20 protein-coding genes and 1 pseudogene are annotated in these 20,663 nt (G+C 58.0%); 17 read left to right on the plus strand and 4 right to left on the minus strand.

What is annotated here, in order from left to right:
* Positions 1 to 55: 55 nt before the first annotated feature.
* The 13 genes from AB4O16_RS23705 to AB4O16_RS23765 all read left to right on the plus strand — a co-directional run bounded on the left by AB4O16_RS23705 (position 56) and on the right by AB4O16_RS23765 (position 13,491).
* Entirely contained in the window at positions 56 to 3,460 is a 3,405-nt protein-coding gene (locus tag AB4O16_RS23705; protein WP_460155960.1) for a tape measure protein, read from the plus strand.
* Positions 3,460 to 3,804, plus strand: a complete 345-nt coding sequence (locus AB4O16_RS23710) for a phage tail protein (RefSeq protein ID WP_460155961.1) — start codon at positions 3,460 to 3,462, stop codon at positions 3,802 to 3,804. Before AB4O16_RS23705 ends, AB4O16_RS23710 begins: the two co-directional genes overlap by 1 nt.
* Before the next feature lie 54 nt (positions 3,805 to 3,858).
* Positions 3,859 to 4,560: a phage minor tail protein L gene (locus AB4O16_RS23715; RefSeq protein WP_460155962.1), complete on the plus strand. Its 702-nt coding sequence runs from the start codon at positions 3,859 to 3,861 to the stop codon at positions 4,558 to 4,560.
* A gap of 3 nt (positions 4,561 to 4,563) precedes the next feature.
* Positions 4,564 to 5,346, plus strand: a complete 783-nt coding sequence (locus tag AB4O16_RS23720) for a C40 family peptidase (RefSeq protein WP_460155963.1) — start codon at positions 4,564 to 4,566, stop codon at positions 5,344 to 5,346.
* A complete protein-coding gene (locus AB4O16_RS23725) occupies positions 5,343 to 5,927 on the plus strand; it encodes a tail assembly protein (protein WP_460155964.1) in 585 nt (194 codons plus the stop codon). The genes AB4O16_RS23720 and AB4O16_RS23725 overlap by 4 nt, the downstream gene beginning before the upstream one ends.
* A gap of 39 nt (positions 5,928 to 5,966) precedes the next feature.
* Positions 5,967 to 9,977, plus strand: a complete 4,011-nt coding sequence (locus AB4O16_RS23730; protein ID WP_460155965.1) for a TipJ family phage tail tip protein — start codon at positions 5,967 to 5,969, stop codon at positions 9,975 to 9,977.
* Positions 9,978 to 9,987: 10 nt separating this feature from the next.
* Positions 9,988 to 10,287, plus strand: a complete 300-nt coding sequence (locus tag AB4O16_RS23735) for a hypothetical protein (RefSeq protein WP_460155966.1) — start codon at positions 9,988 to 9,990, stop codon at positions 10,285 to 10,287.
* Positions 10,287 to 11,156 (plus strand): hypothetical protein, encoded by an 870-nt coding sequence (locus AB4O16_RS23740; RefSeq protein WP_460155967.1) that lies wholly within the window; start codon positions 10,287 to 10,289, stop codon positions 11,154 to 11,156. Before AB4O16_RS23735 ends, AB4O16_RS23740 begins: the two co-directional genes overlap by 1 nt.
* A gap of 9 nt (positions 11,157 to 11,165) precedes the next feature.
* On the plus strand, positions 11,166 to 11,945 hold the full coding sequence (locus AB4O16_RS23745) for a phage tail protein (protein ID WP_460155968.1): 780 nt from the start codon (positions 11,166 to 11,168) through the stop codon (positions 11,943 to 11,945).
* Positions 11,945 to 12,235: a hypothetical protein gene (locus AB4O16_RS23750; RefSeq protein ID WP_460155969.1), complete on the plus strand. Its 291-nt coding sequence runs from the start codon at positions 11,945 to 11,947 to the stop codon at positions 12,233 to 12,235. Before AB4O16_RS23745 ends, AB4O16_RS23750 begins: the two co-directional genes overlap by 1 nt.
* A complete protein-coding gene (locus tag AB4O16_RS23755) occupies positions 12,232 to 12,492 on the plus strand; it encodes a hypothetical protein (RefSeq protein WP_460155970.1) in 261 nt (86 codons plus the stop codon). Before AB4O16_RS23750 ends, AB4O16_RS23755 begins: the two co-directional genes overlap by 4 nt.
* Positions 12,493 to 12,553: 61 nt before the next feature.
* The gene (locus tag AB4O16_RS23760) at positions 12,554 to 12,979 is read left to right on the plus strand and encodes a cell wall hydrolase (protein ID WP_460155971.1); all 426 of its coding nucleotides are present in this window, start codon (positions 12,554 to 12,556) and stop codon (positions 12,977 to 12,979) included.
* Positions 12,976 to 13,491: a lysis protein gene (locus AB4O16_RS23765; protein WP_460155972.1), complete on the plus strand. Its 516-nt coding sequence runs from the start codon at positions 12,976 to 12,978 to the stop codon at positions 13,489 to 13,491. Before AB4O16_RS23760 ends, AB4O16_RS23765 begins: the two co-directional genes overlap by 4 nt.
* On the opposite strand, the gene AB4O16_RS23770 is transcribed toward AB4O16_RS23765, so the two are convergent.
* Complete coding sequence (locus AB4O16_RS23770; RefSeq protein WP_460155973.1) at positions 13,467 to 13,856, minus strand: hypothetical protein; 390 nt, start codon at positions 13,854 to 13,856, stop codon at positions 13,467 to 13,469. The genes AB4O16_RS23765 and AB4O16_RS23770 overlap by 25 nt on opposite strands.
* A 265-nt stretch (positions 13,857 to 14,121) precedes the next feature.
* On the opposite strand from AB4O16_RS23770, the gene AB4O16_RS23775 reads away from it, so the two are divergent.
* Entirely contained in the window at positions 14,122 to 14,916 is a 795-nt protein-coding gene (locus tag AB4O16_RS23775) for a DNA adenine methylase (RefSeq protein ID WP_460155974.1), read from the plus strand.
* A 125-nt stretch (positions 14,917 to 15,041) separates the two neighbouring features.
* On the opposite strand, the gene AB4O16_RS23780 is transcribed toward AB4O16_RS23775, so the two are convergent.
* Positions 15,042 to 16,445 carry a restriction endonuclease gene (locus tag AB4O16_RS23780; protein WP_460155975.1) on the minus strand — a complete coding sequence of 468 codons (1,404 nt, stop codon included), beginning with the start codon at positions 16,443 to 16,445 and terminating at the stop codon, positions 15,042 to 15,044.
* 496 nt (positions 16,446 to 16,941) lie between these two features.
* On the opposite strand from AB4O16_RS23780, the gene AB4O16_RS23785 reads away from it, so the two are divergent.
* From AB4O16_RS23785 to AB4O16_RS23795, 3 genes are all read left to right on the plus strand, one after another.
* Positions 16,942 to 17,133, plus strand: coding sequence for a YegP family protein (locus AB4O16_RS23785; protein ID WP_150717798.1), 192 nt, complete (start codon positions 16,942 to 16,944; stop codon positions 17,131 to 17,133).
* A 208-nt stretch (positions 17,134 to 17,341) separates the two neighbouring features.
* Positions 17,342 to 18,268: a LysR substrate-binding domain-containing protein gene (locus AB4O16_RS23790; protein WP_160389148.1), complete on the plus strand. Its 927-nt coding sequence runs from the start codon at positions 17,342 to 17,344 to the stop codon at positions 18,266 to 18,268.
* Between the two features lie 55 nt (positions 18,269 to 18,323).
* A complete protein-coding gene (locus tag AB4O16_RS23795) occupies positions 18,324 to 18,689 on the plus strand; it encodes a 5-carboxymethyl-2-hydroxymuconate Delta-isomerase (RefSeq protein WP_160389149.1) in 366 nt (121 codons plus the stop codon).
* Positions 18,690 to 18,692: 3 nt separating this feature from the next.
* Here AB4O16_RS23795 and AB4O16_RS23800 read toward each other — a convergent pair whose 3' ends face one another.
* Positions 18,693 to 19,631: a LysR family transcriptional regulator gene (locus tag AB4O16_RS23800; protein ID WP_460155976.1), complete on the minus strand. Its 939-nt coding sequence runs from the start codon at positions 19,629 to 19,631 to the stop codon at positions 18,693 to 18,695.
* Positions 19,632 to 19,745: 114 nt separating this feature from the next.
* Positions 19,746 to 20,662: pseudogene (locus AB4O16_RS23805) on the minus strand (DMT family transporter).
* Position 20,663: the final 1 nt, after the last annotated feature.

Here is a 20,663-nt window from a genome sequence, read left to right on the forward strand (position 1 = left end):
GTTCGCCATCCATTAAAACCCGCTACGGCGGGTTTTTTGTTGTCAGGAGAAATGCATGGCAGATACAGACGTTCAGGGAATGCTGGTTCGCATCGAGGCGACCACTGCCCAGCTGCGGCAGGAAATGGCCCGGGCGGACGCCAGTGTCGCCCAGGCGTCTGGCAAGATCGATAAGAGCCTGGGACGTGTCGATGAGGCTTTTGATCGTGCTGGGGAGAGCGCTGAAGGTGCCGCCGGGCTGATCAAGAGTGCCCTTGCTACGGCCATTGGTGCCGCGTCTATCAGCAAGATCATCGAGACGGCAGACTCCTACGGTCAAATGTCTGATCGAATCGGCATGGCCACCAGTAGCGTGGGTGAATTTGACCAGGTGCAGCAGCGTCTGCTGGAGACTGCGAAGCGTACTTATCGCCCGTTGAGTGAAGCGCAAGAGCTTTACATTCGGACAGCTGACAGCTTGAAGTCGATGGGTTACGACACCGGCCAGGCGCTGGATGTGATGGACAGCTTCAGCTTCCTGCTGGTGACCAACTCGGCCTCGGCCGACAAGGCCAGTGCCGCCATCGACGCCTATTCGAAAGCGCTACAAACCGGAAAGGTCGAGGCTGACGGCTGGCAGTCGATTCTCGCGGCTATGCCGACGGTGGTCGACACCATCGCCAAATCAACCGGCAGGACGGCTGAAGAGATTCGTAGTCTTGGAGCCCAGGGCAAGCTCAGCTTGGACGTCCTGACGGAAGGTCTGCAAAAGTCTGCTGAGGCCAATGGAGTCTTGGCGGACAGCATGAGTGTGGCCGTCCGCGATGCCGTTCAAAACCTGTCAAACGCTTTCTCTGTGTACATTGGCCGGCTCAACGAAAGTACAGATGGCACTGGCGCTCTTGCCGGAGTTATCAGTGGTATTGCAGATAACTTCGAAACTCTTGCAGAAATTGCGGGTGTCGCCGCTGCCGGAGCTTTGGCCGTTTATGCGCGCGGGTTAGCAGTTGCAACTGCCGCATCAGTTCTTTCTACCAAAGCTGCGATTGAGGATTCTCTGGCGCGTCGCGCACAAGCTGCGTCTGCTTTGCTCGCCGCTCAAGCCGATCAGAGAAAAGCTCAAACCGCCGTTTTTTTAGCCGAGAAAGAATCGATAGCTGCGAAAGGAACGGCTGTACAGACTCAAATGTCCATCCAGCTTGCAGAAGCGAGGATGGCCGAAGCGCGAGCAACCAACGCAGTGGCGGTTGCTCAATCGGCTGTTGTCGGTCCCACGAGGACAGTTCTTGGGTTGTTGGGTGGGCCAACGGGCATCGCGCTGTTGGCAATTGGCGCCGCGACTGCGTTTCTCACTCTGCGCGACAATACGAGTGTGCTCGAGCAGAAGCTGGGTGATTTGAGTGATCCGCTCGACAAACTGACAGAGCGCTTCAACAAGCTCAACCGCGCCACACAGTCCGTTACTTTGCGCGAGTTGCGCGCCTCAATCGCGGATACAGAAAAGGACCTCGCCACCGCCGCCGGCTCGATCGCTTTTGAGTTTCAGTCAAGCTTAACCAACGCCGGTCTTGCCGGTGCTTCTGGTTTTATGGGCGGTATGGCCCCGCTACCAGCCGAGTTCCAATCGGCGATGGACCTCGTCAACAAGGCGGTTGCCGACTCTGCAAAAGGGCAGGTGGTAGATTGGAAGGTCGTGGCGGACCAGGTCAGACTGATTCCTGGTGTCACAGAGGAAATGGCCCAGTCGATTGAGACCGGGCAAATCAAGGTTTCCGATCTCACAGTAACCCTCGATAAGCAGCGGCAGACGCTGGCAGAGCTAACTGGCGAGACGGAAGCCAACACCACGGCTCGTGGAAAGAACAACGCCGCAATCGCTGCTGCGGATCAGGTTGGTCAGAAGTACCTCGAGCAACTGCAAAAGCAGCTGGGTGCCGCCCAGGACAAAACAGCCCTCGAAGCAGCAAACAGGTTCATCGCCGAAAATACCGACCTCACGGAGGGCATGATCGTTGCCATCCGTTCGGCGGCAGCCGCCAAGGATGCACAAAAGGCTGCTGATGATGCAGCCGCCAAGGCTTCGAAAAAGAATGCCAGCGAATCGGAGTCGGCTGCCAAGCAGCAACTGAAAGCTTTCGAGTCGACAGAGGAGAACTTCAGGCGCCAGATCGATCTGATCAACACCAGCGGCGACAAACAAAAAGATGCCACTGAGGTAATGAAGCTGTCCTTCGAGCTGCAGGAAGGCAAGCTCGGCAAGCTGAACGAAGCGCAAAAGCAAAAGCTCATGGGCATGGCCGCCGAGCTGGACGCGCTGAACAAAATCAAAAAGGCCAATGAAGACGATCTGAAACTGACGGCTTTCAAAAATGCCCAGGCCACAGGGACGCAAACCACCAAAGACGGGTTCGACCAAGAACTGGCCGGCATCGGGTTGGGCGACAAAGCCCGTGACCGCATGCGTGCAGACCTGGCCCTTCGGCAGAAGTACGCGGCAGACCTGGCCAGCCTAAACGAGCAGCGCAATACCGATCAGATCACGCCGGAGCTCTACGCCAGTGAGACAACAGTGCTCAAGGAGGCACTGGCTGAGCGTCTAATCGCTCAAGAGATGTTTTACCAGCAGGTCGACGAGTACCAATCGAACTGGATGAACGGCGTCAATGATGCGTGGGCCAACTATGCCGATGCTGCTCGGGACTATTCGCAGATCGCCGCCGACTTCACGTCGGGTGCACTGGATACCGCTACGGGCGACTTGGGCACGTTCTTCTCGGACGTGGCCAGCGGTGCGGAAGAAGCAGACGATGCCCTGGGCGACATGGTCGGTAACTTTGCCAAGTCGATGTTGAAGGCGCTGGGCGACATGGCTGCGCAGTGGCTGATCTATCAGGGCGTGCAGTTGTTGGTCGGGAAGTCCACCCAGGCAACAGCGGCGGGGACGCTCGGCGCCAATGCGGCGGCGATGTCTTTGCAAGCGGGGCTGAACGCCTATGCCGCCACTGCAGCGATTCCGATCATTGGTCCAGCGGCTGCGCCTGCCGCGATGGCTACGGCGTTGAGCGTCACGGGCCCACTTGCTTCGGCGGTTGGCATGACGGCGATGTCTGGCGTTGGCTTTATGGAGGGTGGCTACACCGGCAATGGGCGACGTGACGAAGTTGCCGGGCCGGTTCACCGTGGCGAGTACGTGTTCAACTCGGAGGCTACGGCGCGGATTGGCGTTGGAACCCTGGAGGCAATGGCCAACGGCAAGGCTGCGCTGATCAGGCCGTCAGGCAGCGGCGGTGGTGATTCTTCATCCAGCGGGCCGGCCCCCATCATTTTCAACGCTCCGGTGACCGTGCAGGCACAGCCAGGCATGAGCGAGCAACAAGCGCAAATGCAGGGCGAATCAATCAGTGCCGGTCTTGAATCGCGGTTCGGTCAGTTTCTCGATCGGGAAATGCGCCAAGGCGGAAGACTTTGGAGGCGTAGCTGATGGCCGAAGTATTCATTTACGACGTTCAGCTGGGTGCTGATGGGGATGTGTCGCAATCAACCTGGGAGAACGAATTCGGTGATGGCTACGTCCAGGCTGGAGGGATTGGCATCAACACCAAGCGCCAGGTCTGGAACCTCACGCACACCGGCTCATTGGAGGCGGGCGATGAGTTGCCCCTGGTGTGGGCGTTCCTTGATCGTCACGAGGGTTACAAATCCTTCCTCTGGACACCGCCGGGTGGCGTGCAAGGCAGGTACCGCTGTACCGGTTACAAGCCACGTCCACAAGGCGGCACGCTCTATACGCTGACCTTCGTCTTCAGGCAGGTCTACACCCCCTGATCCATCACTCAATCGAGCCCCGCCAAGTGCGGGGCTTTCTATTTCTGGAGGCTCATGAACTACAGCACTGACATCCAGAAGCTCGAGCCGGGCAACCAGATTCGGCTCTTCGAGCTCGATGCCACTCGCCTGGGGGCAAACCTCTGGCGCTTTCATGGACACGCCCAAGAGGGCGACATCATCTGGCAGGGGCAGGTGTATTCACCACTCCAGATCACGGCAAAAGGTTTCGATATTCGGGGTGATGGCCGTCCAGCATCGCCGACGTTGCAGGTGGCCAACGAGTTGGGCGGCGTTCGCGGCGCTATCACCGCGCTGTGTTTGCAGTTCCGTGATTTGGCCGGGGCCAAGGTACGGGTCATCGAAACGTTTCGGCACTTTCTGGACGCGGCGAACTTCCCTGGGGGAAACCCTACTGCCAGTGACCAGAGCAAGATCAATCTCTGGTACATCGAGCAGAAGACAGAAGAAAGCCGCGCCGCCGTGGTGTTTTCGCTATCGAGCCCTACCGACATGGAGGGCCAGCAGCTGCCGTCACAACAGATCACCAAGCTCTGCCGCTGGGCTTGTCGTGGCGGGTACCGGGGAGAGGCCTGCGCGTACACCGGCACCGCGATGTTCGACAAAAAGAATCAGCCCACCGACAACCCTGCGTTCGATCGCTGCGGCGGCTGGTGGAGCAGCTGCAAGCTGCGCGGCAACACTCGCCGGTTCGGCGGATCAATGGGCGCGAGCCTGATCGCAAGCTCGAGGTAATCCATGCGTATCAACAAACAATTGCAGGACGCGATTCGCGCTCACGCGGCACAGGCCTATCCGGCTGAGGCCTGCGGGCTGCTGATCAAATCCGCCGGCGGCCGTGAATATGTGCCGTGTGCCAACTTGGCGAAAACTGACCGGGAAAACTTCCAGATCTGCGAGCGTGACCAGGCCGCCGCCGAGGATCGCGGTGAAGTGCTGGCAATCATTCACAGCCACCCGGACAAGGCGCCGGCGCCGAGCATGGCCGACCGCGTCAGTTGCGAGCTGCACGAACTACCCTGGGGCATCGTCGGCTGGCCCGGTGGTGAGTTTGAATGGTTCAAGCCTTCGGGCTTCCAGGCGCCGCTGTTGGGGCGAGACTTCTCCCATGGCCTACTGGATTGCTGGGCGGCATGTCGGGACTGGTACGCACGGGAGGCGGGGCTGCAACTGCCGAACTTCGAGCGACAGGATCTGTGGTGGGAGGATGAGTCAGGGCCGAGCCTGTACGAAGACAACTTTAAAGCCACCGGCTTTTACCAGGTAAGCGAGGCGCGACGCGGCGACATGCTGGTATTGCAGATCCCGACCCCGGGCAGAAACTGTTTTCATCCCAACCATGCGGCGATCTACTTGGGCGATGAGCCCGCTTTGGTCAGTGAGCCCGCGGCCACCCTGGGCGGCGCCGGCCCATTCATTTACCACCACATGCCCGGGCGTCTGGCCAGCCGTGAAGTCTACGGCTGGTCGCAGGCCAATCGGGTGAAGTTGATTCTGCGGCACAAGGACTACCGACCATGAAGCGAACCATCAAATTAGGTGGTGTGCTGGGTAAGCGTTTCGGCCGCCAGTATGTGCTGGATATCCACGGCGTGCGCGATGCGATGAGCGCGCTGTGCAACATGAAACCAGGCTTCGAGCAGTTTCTGCGCCAAGCGGAGGAGCGGGGCCTTGTCTTCGCTGTGTTCGTCGATGATCGAAACATCGCCGAAGCTGAGCTCGACCTGAAGGACTCCAGCGGTGGGGATATCCGCATCATGCCGATCATTCAGGGCAGCAAGCAGGCGGGCATGTTTCAAACGCTGCTCGGTGTGGCGCTGATCGTGGGGGGATTGTTCAGCGGTGGCACGAGCACAGGGTTGGGCATTGCCTTGCTCGCCGGTGGTGCCGCTATGGGGCTGGGCGGCGTAGTGCAAATGCTGTCACCCACCACGAAGTCCAACACCAACGACAAGAACGAAGACGGCAACAACCCCAGCTACGGCTTCGGCGGAGCAGTCACGACCATTGCCCAGGGCAATCCGTACCCGCTGCTTTATGGCGAGCGGGAGATCGGCGGGGCGATTGAGTCCGGCGGAATCTACACCCAAGACAATATTTAACTACCCGCTTCGGCGGGTTTTTGCATTCTGGAGAGGCGAATGAGCGCAGCACCGAAGGCATCGCGAACTGCACTTAGAAAACGCCGCGCTGTCACCGGCAGCAAGGGCGGCCAGGCCAAGCAAAAGCAGCCGAGCATTGCATCCAACAGCGTTCCGTCTATCGCAACGGCGCGGATTGTTTACCTCTGGAGCTGGGGACCAATTGTTGGGCTGGTGAACGGTCTTCGTTCGTTGAAGCTTGACGGTACGCCGGTGCAGGCTGAGGACGGAACGCTCAATTTCCCTGGTGTGAAATGGCAGTTCCGCTCCGGAGAACTGAACCAGTCGCGCCTCGAAGGGATTTCGGAAGCGAGCAATGAAATCTCCGTGAATCAGCCGTTGGTCAGCACCACGCCGTGGTTGCACTCAATCAACAATTCCCTGATAGATGCCGTCCGCATCCGCTTCGCGTGGCCGCAGCTGCAAAGCCAGGATGCCAGCGGCAATATCAACGGCGTCCGGATCGAGTATTCCATTGAGATTTCGACCGACGCCGGACCGTACGTGCAAGTCCTCAGTTCTTTTGTCGACCGCAAGAACGTCACGAAGTACGAACGTTCTCACCGGGTCGATCTCCCCGCCGGCAGTCGCTGGACAATCCGTGTTCGGCGCCTGACACCTGAGGCAAACAGCTCGCTGATTCAAGACGGGATGCTGGTTGAGGCGATCGCTGAGGTGGTCGACAGCGATCAGGAATACCCATTGACCGCAGTGGGCTGCCTTGAGTACGACGCCCAGCAGTTCGGTGGAGACATCGCCAAGGTCGCGGCACTGATGCGCGGGCGCATCGTGCGGGTGCCAGCCAACTACGACGCTGCGACCAGGACTTACCGCACCAGTGGTACTGGTACAAGCGGAGGCGTTTGGGACGGAACCTTCAAGGAGGCCTACACCAACAACCCGGCCTGGGTGTTTTACGACCTGGTGCTGCATCCGTACTACGGCCTCGGTGAGCGCATTGACGCAACCATGGTTGATCGATGGTCGCTATACCGCATCGGTCAGTACTGCGATCAGATGGTGCCGGATGGCAAAGGCGGCCAAGAGCCTCGCTTTACCTGCAACCTGTACTTTCAGAAACAAGCCGAAGCCTATGCGGTATTGCAGGATCTGGCTTCGATTTTCCATGGCATGGCTTATTGGGACGGCAGCCAGATTGTCGTCAACGCCGATATGCCCGGCGACCCGGTCTACACCTACAGCCCGTCACAGATCCTCAATAACGGTGAGATCAAGTATGAGGGCACCCGGGCGCGCGACCGGCACACCCTGGCGATGGTTGCGTGGGATAACCCGAATCAAGGTTTCGAGACTGACAAGGAACCAGTGTTCGATGACGACGCAATGGCCGAACTGGGCATGGTGCGCGAGCTCGCCGTCGACGCCATCGGCTGCACGTCGCTGGGCCAAGGGCAGCGCGCTGGGCAATGGGCGCTGTTGACCGAGCAGTTGCAAACACGTGGTGCCACCATGCGCGTGGGGCTTGATGGGCAAATCCCCAAACCGGGCCAGGTGATTGCCATCGCCGACCCGGCGCTGGCTGGCCGTGCGAATGGTGGGCGAATTTCAGCGGTTGCCGGTCGAGTTATAACCTTGGATCGCGATACTCCGGTACCAGCCGGTGCGAGGCTCTTCGTCAACCTGCCCAGCGGCAAGTCAGAAGCCCGCGTGGTGAAGTCGGCAGTCGGCCGGGCGCTGACCGTTATGGCGGATTACAGCGAGGTACCGCAGGTCGAATGTGGGTGGGCCATCGATTACGACGACCTGAAGCTGATGCAGTTCTATGTCCGCAACGTGACGCGTCCTGAGTGGCATCAGTTTCAATTCGAGATGATTCAGCATGAGCCGAGTAAGTTCGATGCGATCGATTTCGGCGCGGTCGTTGATACGCGGCCAATTACCGGTATTCCGGTCGGCACGCAGGCTGCACCGGCCCGCGTGTTGCTCAGCCAGCATGTCGTTGTTGAACAGGGCATTGCCGTCACGAACATGACCATTGCCTGGGATTCTGCACCAGGCGCTGTTGGGTATGACGTCGAATGGCGCTGGGGTGCCCGCGAGTGGGTCAAAATTCCTCGCACCGGTGAGCTAGCGGTGGATGTGCGGGGTATTTACTCCGGCCAGTACTTGGCCAGGGTTCGCGCAATTAGTGCGTTGAATGTGGCTTCTATTCCGACAACCTCGGTTCTCACCAACCTGCTGGGGAAAACCGGATCACCGCCGGCAGTGTCGTTCCTGACCGTCACCAGCGAGTTGTTCGGGATCGGCATCAAATGGGGGTTCCCAGCCGGTGCCGGGGACACCCAGCGCACCGAGATCTGGTATGGCCCAACCAATAGTCTCGGCGCCGCGACCAAGCTGGCAGACTTGGCCTATCCGCAGGCCGACTACCGGATGCAAAGCCTGCTGGCCGGCGCGAGATTCTTCTTCTGGGCGCGCCTGGTAGACCGGACCGGCAACATCGGCCCGTTCTATCCGGTGGTAGCCGGCGTGATGGGGCAGGCCAGCTCTGAAGCCGGCCCGATCCTGGACATGATTTCCGGCCAGATCACCGAGTCCGAACTTGGCCAGCATCTGCTCGATGAGATCGACAAGATCTCTGGCGACGGACCCGAGTCTGTCAATGGTCGAATTGATGCGGCCAAGGATGAGCTTCAGGGCCAGATCGATGACATCACTGATGCACTGGAATACGTCCCGACGAAAAGCTACCTGAAAGACGACAACGTGCGCGGCGGCCAGCGCCTGTACACCGCCATCAAGGCCGTGCCTGCCAACGCCGGCGGGGCCAATGCGCCGCCTAATTCGACCTACTGGCTCGACATCGGCGGCATCGTGACGACGGTCAACGCCCAAACTGTGCAGATCGATAAAAACACGAGCGACATCAGCACGGTGGACGGCAAGGTCACGGCAACATCGTCTTCCCTGCAATCACTGCAGGCGTCGTACCGGGATGAGGATGGGGAAGGGGACTTGGCCGGGGCGCTTAGTGGGTGGGATAGCGCCGCGAGGTTCGCGGTGGAAGTGCGAACCACCGCTACGGAAAGAGAAGCAACGGCCATCCGCCTGACCACACTCGATGCGCAGGTCGCAGGCAACCAAGCCGGAATCCGTACTCTGGAGACGGTGCTGGCCACCGACCGCACTGCATCAGCGAGCCGCCTGGATTTGTTGAGTGCAAAGGTTGGCAGCAATACCGCAGACATCGGTTTTGAGTCCGAGGCCCGCGTTAGTGCTGATGACGCGATAGGGAGGAGGATCGGCACGATTGAATTGGAGGTCGATGGCAACACGGCGAAGATCCAGGACGTGCAGGACGCACAGGTGGATACCGACGCGGCGGTGGCTTCGATGCGGACAACCGTCGAGGCCGTTTACACGGCCGGGCGGGATGATGGCGCGGAGGGCGATCTGGCTGGAGCGTTGCAGGCGTGGGGATCTACGGCGAAGTTTGCCGAGGAAACCCGCGTCAGGGCGGACGGTGATACAGCCCAGGCGCGGCGCTCGGAACAGCTGGAAGTGTCTATCGGTAGCACGAACGCAACCGTGCAGACGGTCAGTCAGGCGGTGGTAGCCCTCGACGGCAAGGCCAGCACGATGTGGTCGGTAAAAATGCAGCTGAACAGCCAGGGTCAGTACGTGGCGGCTGGCATCGGCCTGGGCATTGAGAACGGCCCGGCAGGGTTGCAAAGCAAGTTCCTGGTGAGCGCCGATCTGTTTGCCGTGGTTAACGGCATCAGCGGGACGCTGTCCTCTCCGTTTGCTGTTACGGGTGGCCAGGTGTTCATGAACTCGGCGTTCATCCAGGACGGCACCATCACCAACGCCAAGATCGGGGGCTCGCTCCAGTCGACCGACTACATCGCAGCCACTCAGGGGTGGATCTTTCCGAAGACCGGCCCGTGGGAACTGAACGGTACGGCGGGCGGGGCACGGATGCAGCTCTCCAACACCTCCATCAAGTTTTACCATCCCAACGGAGTGCTGGGGATCGACATGAGTCTCTGAGGAGGGGCCAATGACTGGACTTGTACTCAAGGACGCACTGGATCGGGTAATGGTCGATATGACCATGAACATCAGCCAGACAATGGGGTCGGTTACAACGGGCGCTGTAAATGGTGGGACAACCATACCGGCGCCCCCTGCTGGAAAGACCGCATACTTCATCGTCGTGCCCATTGTGAGCGTAGGCCTCTACGGGAAGATACCCGGCGTGACTCTATCGGGCACGTCGTTGACCTGGGTCTACTCCTTTCCCACAAACGGTTGGGGCTTCTTCGCAGCCAACGCTAGAATCTACTACGGGTACTTCTGATGACAGGCCTGATCGTTAAGAAGTTGGACGGTAGCCTGCTCTTCGATACCAGCAAGATTACATATGGGTTGGTGAAAAGCGGGAACCTTGCCTACATCAGCAATTGGGGACGTAGGGGGCTCAAGTCGCCTGGGCTAGATAAGAACGATGGTGCAAGTTGGACGGCACCAAACGAGATTGTTGCGAATGACAACTCGCTCGATATCATGCACGGGTTCACACTGGCCAACTTCAAGTCCCCCATCGTGTTCCTGGTCGGGCCTGGCTGTCTGAATGGAACCACGCAGTCGGGGACAAACATTACATTCTACTATGTCAATGCGAGCCCCTCGACTAGGTACTACTGCTTTGACCTGATGGCGGACAACATCGCCGGGTCTCCGTACCTGAAGACGTTTGATACTTCGGGTAACTGCACGTTCAACTCACTCCAGCCCGCCTTAAACATCATTGGGACACAGTCTCCACCCCCGCCATCCGGCCTCCCCTACACTGGGGGTACTAACCAGATGCTGCAGACGAGTGGGACTAGTGCATCTGGTCGGATCATCTACCCCCGTGCGCAATGCACTTTCACCTACAACTTAACTGCGGGCGTCGAGTACGCGGCCCACCTACCCTGGTCTCGCGGGTGTGGTCTTACTATCGGCACTGACCTGAGTCCTATTGCCCAGGCATCAAACTCGGGGTGTGTTGAGGGCGTATATGGGGGAACGGGCTTTATAACCTTCATGATGGCGAATTCTGCCGCGTCAACTTACGACACCCAGATCTTAGCCGTGAACGGTTATCAGTGGCAGAACATTCCAACCCTGCTCCCAACGGCACTGATCATCAGAACTGCAAACCTCCCATTTCCCTTCGGATAAGGAACAACCATGCCCTGGTACAGATCAGGAACAGTCGCTGTCACAAGCGGCAGCACCACCGTGACCGGCACCGGTACGGCCTTTGCCGCCAACGCGCGCGTGGGCGACGGTTTTCAAGGCCCGGATGGGCGTTGGTACGAAGTCTCGAACATTGCCAGCACTACGGTGCTTTCGATTCTCCCCGCATATCAAGGTGCTACCGCCGCTGGCGGGGTGTATGCCGTGGTCCCGGTGCAGGGGTACGTGAAAGAGTCCGCCGACCGTCTACGGCAATTGGTCGACCAATGGGGTGCGACGTTGGCCGGGCTCGGCGCGGTTTCTACCGAAAACGTGGTGCCCGTTGCCAAAGGCGGGACCGGTGGCACTACTGCGGCCTTGGCCCGTGCTGGCTTGGGCCTGGGCGCAGCTGCAGTCGCGGCTATTCTCGGAACCGTCTCGCAAGGCGGCGGCGTACCTTCCGGTGCCATTTTTGAAAAGGTGGTGAACGCGAACGGTGAGGCCACGAAATTTGCAGACGGCCGGCTGATTTGTACGGGGCCGATTGCGGACTTCGCAGTGGCCGCTGGTGCCGTCGCGACGGTGTCGCCGCTGGGCGTGTTCCCGGTGCTGTTTGCCGATACCACCTACACCTTTCAGGCCTTTGGCACCCCTCAATCAAGTCTTGATGTGTATGGCTACACCACAGATAACTCAAGGGCCAACTGGTCTGCCAAGGCGGTTTACCGCAATGGTGCGACCGCTCAAACAATCTCCGGTGGCCGGTATTTAGCAATAGGAAGGTGGTTCTGATGATCATCAAGCTTTCACCACAGGGCGGCCGTGCGCCGCTTTCAGTTCAGAAATCCGGCGATGTGCTGATCATCAATGACGAGTCGTACGATTTTCGGCAGCTGCCGGAGGGTGCGGTTCTGCCCTGGTCGGCGGTTCACTGTCAGCATGTGGTGGGTGATGTGACCCGGCGCAATGGTGACCTCATTATCGCCCTAGGGATTCCTTGCGACGCGGATTCCAGTATCGCGGTCCGCTTCCCCAGCGACATTGTTAATCCACCCGATGGTGAAGTGAGGCTTCCAGAATGAAAATCGACTTCAGCCAAATGATCACCGCCGAGCAGCAGCAGGAAGAGCGCAAGAATGCGGAGCTTGACGCTGCGCTCAATGCGCGTCGGACCGCCTACCTTGCTGAGTCCGACCCGTTGCGGCTGGAGGCGGACTATGACGCGCTCTCCCAAGGCCTGGAGCCTGACTACACCGCGTGGCTCGCCTCGGTGGCCGCCATCAAAGCCCGGTACCCGTTGCCGGTGAGTGCCGAAGCGTCTGAGTCCAACGAAGCCTGAGTGCGCCTTGCGCACACCAAGGCCCGCCAAGTGCGGGATTTTTTTTGCCCGGAGAAAAGTGATGCCCGTATCCGAGAATGACCGCGACATCCTCGCTCGCACGTTGTGGGGCGAGGCCCGCGGCGAATCACTGGCCGGCCAGATCGCCGTGGCCTGGACCATCTGTAATCGCGTGAACGACGGCAAGACCAAGTCGTGGTGGGGGGAGGGCTATGCCGGCGTGTGCCAGAAGCCCTACCAGTTCAGCTGCTGGAACAGGAGCGACCCGAACTTCGCCTACCTGAGTGGCGCCAAGAAGATTCCATTTCGTGAACTCGCGCAGGCGCGGATTGCCGCTGACCAGGTGCTCAATGGAAAGGTGTCGGATCCCACCGGCGGTGCCACGCACTACTACGCGACCACCATGCCCAAGCCGCCGGCCTGGGTGAAAGGTGCCAAGCAGACGCTGGCGCTCGGTCACCACCTGTTCTTCAAGGATGTGCCATGAACCCGGGCACGGTGAAGTTGGCGCTGGTGGGTGTGCTGGTTCTGCTGCTGATCACTGCCGGCGGCGTATGGAAGGTGCAGGACTGGCGCTACGGTGGCCAGCTCGCTGCTCAAGCATTGCTGCACCAGTCCGACCTGAACGCCCTCAGCAATGCCGCCGCTGCCCAAATCCGCACCGATCAGGCCAAGCACCTCGCACTCGAGCAGCGCCTGTCGGCCAGCGACCAATCCCACCATGAGGCTTTGACCAATGCACAGAAAGACCAGGCTCGCCTGCGTGATCGCCTTGCCACTGCTGATCTGCGGCTGTCAGTCCTTCTCGACGCCACGGATTCAGTCAGTGGCTGTTCAGTGCCAGCCGGTACCGGCGCCGGCGGCATGGTTCATGGAGGAACACGCGCCCGACTTGACCCAGCGCATGCTCAACGAATTGTCGCCATCACCGACGCCGGCGACCAAGGACTGATCGCGCTGGCCGCATGCCAAGCCTACGTGCGTGAGTTGTCACGCTGATGGGGGAATGGATCGGCGTACGGATTTTCACCTTTGAGAATTCGTATCTGGGTGGTCAGTTCAGTGATGTGTTTGTTGCTCGCCATCAGCTGCCAGCTACTCCGCGTCTCGATCTCAGTCGCGAGCCTGTTCGCATCCGCCGTTTCAGTTTTGGCGGTGGCCAGTTGAGAGCGAAGCGAATCGCGTTCATTGGCAGCTTCGGCGTGCATCTCAACCAGCTTGAAGATTTTCTCCCGGGCTTGGCGCAGCTGCAGAGTCAGTTCCTCAAATTCGTTCTCATACATCCGGAGTTGATGCTGGCAGGTTTCGAGCGGAGTCGGGCAGCCGAGCCAGTCTGAGGTGTCTTCGGTTTCGTACGGGTCCACGGTCACACCTTACGCATGCTGGTTTTATATACAGTAGTTTAGGTGTGACGATTAGGCGAGATCAAGGTGACGAACTGTTGGGTCATTCCGGTTTCGTAACCTCAACACGAAAGAAAAAAGAGCGACCGAGCTGGGTGCGTCAACACCCAGCCTGGCCGCCGTCCCTGCAGATTGTCCCTGCAAGTCCAGCCAAGGCTCTTGCTCCGTGCACAAAGCGCGGCGAGCCTAGCACCTGTTTATCCATACAGTAAAGGTCTTGCTATCTATGTCCACACCCATCATTCCTTGGATGGGCGGAAAACGCCGCCTGGCCGACCGTCTCATTCCACTTTTCCCGCCCCACGAATGCTACGTCGAAGTCTTTGCTGGCGGCGCCGCGCTGTACTTCATGCGACCCCAGGCTGCGCCCGTGGAAGTCCTCAATGACATCAACGGCGACCTGGTGACGCTCTATCGCGTCGTGCAGAACCACCTCGAGGAGTTCGTGCGCCAATTCAAATGGGCGCTCAGTTCGCGCCAGGTGTTCGAGTGGCAGAAGATGACCCGTCCTGAAACGCTCACCGACATCCAGCGCGCTGCCCGATTTTTCTACCTGCAGCACCATGCCTTCGCTGGCAAAGTGACTGGTCAGACTTTTGGCACGGCCACTACCGGTCCGGCAATCAACCTGTTGCGGATCGAAGAAAATCTCTCGGCCGCCTGGCAGCGCCTGGCCGGTACTTATGTTGAAAACCTCCCCTGGCTGGAATGTGCCGAACGATACGACCGTGCGCATACCTTCCACTACATGGACCCGCCTTACTGGCAAACCGCCGGATATGGGGTGGCCTTTCCGTTTGAGAACTATGAGCGGATGGCCGACTTTATGCGGCGCTGCAAGGGTAAAGTCATGATCAGCATCAACGATCACCCTGACATTCGAAGGGTATTTGAAGGTTTTCATTTCGAGACGCTGGACATACGCTACTGCAACACCAACCAGCGCCATAGAACGGCCGAGGTGAGTGGAGAGTTGATTATTATGAACTGGATGCCATTGGAGCTTGGTGGACTTTTCTGAGCTCAGACAACTTCGAAAACCTTCAGTACAGAGCTAATTCTCCGGAATGAATTGATCCGAGGTCTCGAAATATCTAGGTGCTTTTCATCCGAAACGCACCTAGCTTCGCCAATGAAAGTACTGAATTATGGGGATTCGCTTGTAGATGAGCCTTCGGTTCCAGGTAGCCTCCATCTGAGAACGCAACCTTTCATATCCTGGGAGGCGATTTGGTAGTGTCCCCAATAGTAGAAGTCATCATTCGAGCTGTGACAAAGTGCGTGGCAGCTACCATTAATCCTTAGATCTAAAATTGGAGTCTGCTCCTTTGTTTTTGTATTAAATTTAAATATTGTCGTGTTATTTCCGCAAACAAAAATATCATTTCCGAGTCTGGTGATTCCGTGAGGATTGATAATTGAGTTGGATTGGTAATCACGGATGACTTCTCGAGTGTCTCCCGAAAACATGAGTGTGCCGCCGTTTCCAAAAATAACTAATTCGCCATCGGATGCGTAGCATCCCGCACTAAAATCATAAGGTTTTATATCGATGTAGCTGTTTTTTTGGAATCCTAACTCGACACCTAAAGTGGAAATTATCGCTTTGGCTATTCTGTCGTTTTCAGATGTATATGAAAACAGACGCACAGTATTATCAGGATGAAGCATAAGGTTAGCGCCGTGTAGCAGACCTCCGCCAACAAAGGTCAATTTCCCATCTGATAGCTTTCCTACTCCTGCATAGCGACGAATAAATATGTTTCCTTCGTTGTCAAGTAACGTGCTTCCTTGGCAGAATGGGAAGTTTAATAAACTATGGAAGCTTTTTTTCTTGTGATCTACAAGATGGATTCCATCCATGGTGGTTATTATTAATTCATTCTCGTTCGGAATTGCTAAGCCATACTGTCCGAATGGAATGTTTGATAGGACGGTCTCTAGGCCGAAGTTAGTAGGTGCTGCCGCAGTGACTGGTATTAGCTCTGGGGGTGTTGTAAATTCGATTTCATTAGTGGTCGGGTTTTTGTTTCGGTATAGATCTTCAATGGCTGAATACGCGATGCCTTCAAGAGATGCTTTTTTGAGAAGTTTGGTTATCATTTCTTCTGGTGGTACGAATCCACTTAGCATCGCTTCGAGATGAGTTTCATCGAGGCAGATAATGCTGAGTCTTTCGCCGTCAGTTAAGTCGGCTATGGATTCTGGTGAGTAGCCGGCAATTGAAATAAATATTCCGGTTGTTCCTTCGATGCGTTGCCTCACACGTTTTTGAAGCTTTGCGATATCGCCAGTGTCCGTTTTCTTTTGTTCCCATTTAACTTCTATTATGTAGTGTTTTGAATTGATGGTGGTGATTGTGTCGGTTTCACCTTTTCCATTTTTATGGCGAATGTTTGACTCGGCTTCAAGTCCCCAGCAGGTGAACATTTTTGCTATGAGTTCATTCAGCGCCTGCCCTCTTGTTTGGGCAGAGTACCCATCAAAAGCCTTCATTTTTCCGTATTCTGAAATCAGGCTTTGCAGCTTTTCTGGGTTTTGTAGTTGCATTTGGTTCCTTCCTCGCGTAGGGCCGGTTTTGGGAGTTATCCCATGTTCGTCTGATTGGATCTAGACGTGGATTGAAAAACTCAGAGGGGTAGTGGCCCGGCCACCGCAGCTGAAAGGATTGGTTAGGGCAAATTTAGGGCAAAACGTAGACCGTTTGACGCCGCTTCAGACCAGCATGGTTGTCGCGTAGCCTTATTTTGAAAGGCCTTAAGCGGCCTGCGGTGTAGGCGGAAGGGGTTCGAATCCCTATCTCTCCGCCATTACATGGAAAAAGCCCCGTAGCTGAAAAGTTACGGGGCTTTTTCGTTTCTGAAGATTTTTTCAGTGGTTTTCGCTGCCGGTGGCCCGTCCCCGAATCCACTGGAAGCCCTGTCACTCAGGGTGTCAGGTGCGAAATATCCCCTGACATTGAAAATAGCCGCCCTGGAAACGCCTCCTCTACTCTGCTTGCGCAGGTTACTGACCTGCAGTCACCAGCAATCGCAAGGAGCGAGCAATGTATTTTGAGATTTACAGGCAAATCCGCGGCACCCTTCTGACTGGCAAGGGCCAGTGGCGGTGGCGGTTGAAGGCGGGGAATCATGAAACGATTGCCAGCGGGGAGTCTTACGTCAACAAGGGCGATTGCATGCATGCAATCAACTTGATCAAGGGGACCTGCGAGCAGACCCCGATCAAGGAAATCTAGTTTGAGGAGGGTGAAGCTGCTCGTTCAGAGCAGCCTCGTTCTCAACCCGCCTTACGGCTGGGTATGGCCCGGTTTTCTCTTGAACAGTTCGTAGACGTCCTTGTGGGTGGAGTTGTGCAGGGTTTTGTCCTGTTGGACCTGAGTCGGATAGACGGCACTCGCCTCAGCTACCTAAACTGTCAGCAGATTTGGGGATCGGGGACAGTGGATGAATCGCAACGAACTGCGCAAGGCGGATATCAACCTGATGGTGGTGTTCGAAACACTGATGCTCGAGCGCAATGTCACTCGGGTGGCGGAGAAGCTGTTTCTCGGTCAGCCGACCATCAGCTCTGCACTCAACCGCTTGCGTGCGATGTTCAATGATCCACTGTTCATACGTGTAGGCCATCGCATGGAGCCGACAGCGCGGGCAGAGGAGATCATCAGGCACCTGTCGCCGGCGCTGGACTCCTTGTCCGTGGCCTTGAGCCTGACCCATGATTTTGACCCGGCCAGCAGCACGATGACGTTCCGCATCGGCTTGTCCGACGATGTCGAGTTCGGCCTGTTGCCGCCATTGCTGCGAGCGCTGCGCCAGGAAGCGCCAACAGTGGTGTTTGTGGTGCAGCATGTCGATTACTGGCGGATTCCCGACTTGCTGGCGTCCGGCGATATCACGGTGGGTATCAGCCAGACTCGCGGTTTGCCGGCCAATGCCAAGCGCAAGTTGCTACGGCACATCCAGCCCAGCATATTGCGCGCCGATGCCAGCGACACACCGCTGACCCTCGATGAATATTGCGCGCGGCCGCATGTGCTGGTGTCCCATACCGCCAACGTCAGTGGCTACGCCGACGAGTGGCTGGCGGAAATCGGCCGCACGCGCCAGGTGGTGCTCTCGGTGCCGCAATACAGTTCGTTGCCGGCACTGCTCGCCGGGACGGACCTGATTGCCAGCCTGCCGGACTACACCGCCGAGGCGATGGCTGCATCGGGAATGCTGTACAAGGAACCCTTTCCGTTCAAGACGCCGACCCTGGATCTGTCCATGGTCTGGCTCAGTCATGTCGATACCGACCCTGCCGAACGCTGGTTGCGCTCGCGCCTGGAGGCGTTCATGAGTGAGCGTGCCGTTTTACCGCTGCCCGAATGAATCGGGCGGCGCCCTGTTATACGTACGTCCTTTCCATTCACCAAGGAGTCAACTCATGCCCCACCTGCACATGGAATACACCGCCAACCTGACTGACCTGAATGCCGATGTGGCGTTGATGCGGTTGAACAATACGCTGGTGGGTTCCGGTCAGTTTGCTGCCGAATTCGACATCAAGAGCCGCGCGGTCAAGGTCGAGACGTTCAAGGTCGGCACGGCGCTGGCTGAACGGGCGTTCGTGCACGTGAAGCTGGCACTGTTGAGTGGTCGTTCCGCACAGATCAAGAAACAACTCTCCGACAGTCTGCTGGCGGTGTTGCAGGACTTGTGCGAGTGGCCGAGCGGCGTTGAGGTCCAGTTGTGCGTGGAAATTCTCGACATCGATCGCGATTCCTACAGCAAGACCGCCATCAACAACTGAACATCAGGCAATTTCCTGCTCGACACAGGCCTGTATCACTTGCGCTCGCAGCCAGGTGTTGGCGCTGTCCCGGTCAACACGTTCATGCCACTGCATGTCGAGGGTGAAACCCGGTAAGCCTTCTGGCGCTTCACGGTGATCGAAGGTGTCGGCACTGGCCAGCAATCGCTGGATGCGTCGGGGCAGGGTCAGGGCATAGTCGGTGCCGGTAATCAGCTTCAGCGCTGCACTGTAACTGTTGGCGCGTGCGACGATCTGGCGCTGTTGTGCCTGCTGCGCGAGCCAGCCGTCGACCATGTTGGTCGCGGACGTCCAGGGTGTCGGGAACACGTGTCGACGTTCGACATAGGTTTGCAGGCTCAAGCGCGGTTCCGCCGGCGTGGCGCACTTGTCGAAAACACACACCAGATCATCTTCGAGCAGCGTCTGCGATTTGAAGTCGGCGTGACGGCGATGAAAGTTCGGACCGAAGCACAGCACCAGGTCGAGGCTGCCGTCGCGCAACGCTTCGGCAGGGATCTCGGCTTGGAGTTTGAACACATTGACCATCACCGGAAGATCGGCGAGGGCGAAGGCTTTCAATAAGCGTGGCAGGATCCACTGTTCGAAGTATTCCGGTGCACAGATATTGAAAGTCACGGCCTGCAGGCCAGGGTCGAACGCGGCTGGCCCCGCGTGACAGAGATTGATGCTTTCGAGAATTTTCAGCGCGTGAGGGTACATCGCGCCGGCCTTGCCGGTGGGCTGCATGCCGCCGGTGCGGGTATTGATGAACAGTTCGTCCTCGAAGCTGTTGCGCAGCTTTTTCAGGCAGTAACTCACCGTGGACTGGCTGACGCAAAGCGTCTCGGAGACGTCGGTGACACTGTTCTGCTCGAACAGGGCGACGAACACCATGAGGTCCTGCATGTCGAGCTTTCTGAGCGAATTGCTGTTGAGCATCCATTGCATCTCGTTGCGCCCCTTGCGCTGACCGTGTGCAAGGGTGAGCGAATGATCCTAGCGGAATGAGGGAGCAGGGAGAATGTCCCGCAGGAAGTTTCGCCCGGGAGCTTTTCAGCCCTGGACCACCACCGACTCGGTGCGACGGCTGGACAGCAACAACGCGAACATGCCGATACCTACCAGTACCGCGCCGGCCAACTCCAGCGGCAGCGGCATCTGGCGCCCCCAAACCCAGTGAAACACGGTGATGAACAGCGTGCTCAGGTAGATGTAGGAAATAACCGAGGACGGCGAGATCACGCCGATGGCCCGGTGCAGCAGCCAGAACGTCGCCAGGGTGGCGAACACCGCCAGATACATCAGCCAATAGAAGTCGTTGAGCGTCAGCAATGATGCCGAGCGCCAACCGCCACTCAAACCACAGAACAGCAGCAGAAACAGCGCACCGAACAGCATGTTCCAGAATGTCATGGGCACCGGCCCGCGCCCCTTGAGGCAATCGACTTTCAGGCGTTGGCTGAGAGGGGCATAGAGTGCCATCGCCAGGCAACCTAGGCCGTACACCGTCAGCGCGTACGGCGATGGCCATTCGCCGGGGCCGGTGCCTTTCATGATCAGCAACACTGCCCCGGCAGCGGCGAGCAGCATCGGCACAATCCGTTGTTGCAGACGGCTGTCAGGTGTCAGCACGGCTTCGAAACCCAGGTCATCAACGGCACCAGGGTGAACATCGTCCCGGTGTTGACGGCCGAGGTGTAGCGCAATGCTTCGAACAGTGAGCCGAAGTACAGCGCAAGCAGCAGGCCGAGCGCCGCGTGACCCAGCAGCCCGCGTAAGGTCATGTCGGCATCGCCTTTGAGCAACAACAGCGGCAGAAACACCAAGGTGCAAAACAGCAGGCGCAAACCGGTCAGCAGGATCGGGTCGATGGCCTGGCTGACTTGCGCCGCCGCGGAAAACGATGCGGCGATCAACAAGGCCCACAGCAGCATGCTGGTGTGAGCGGCGGCGAAACCGGTGGTTTTCATG

The organism is Pseudomonas sp. S2_H10 (genome assembly GCF_054668285.1).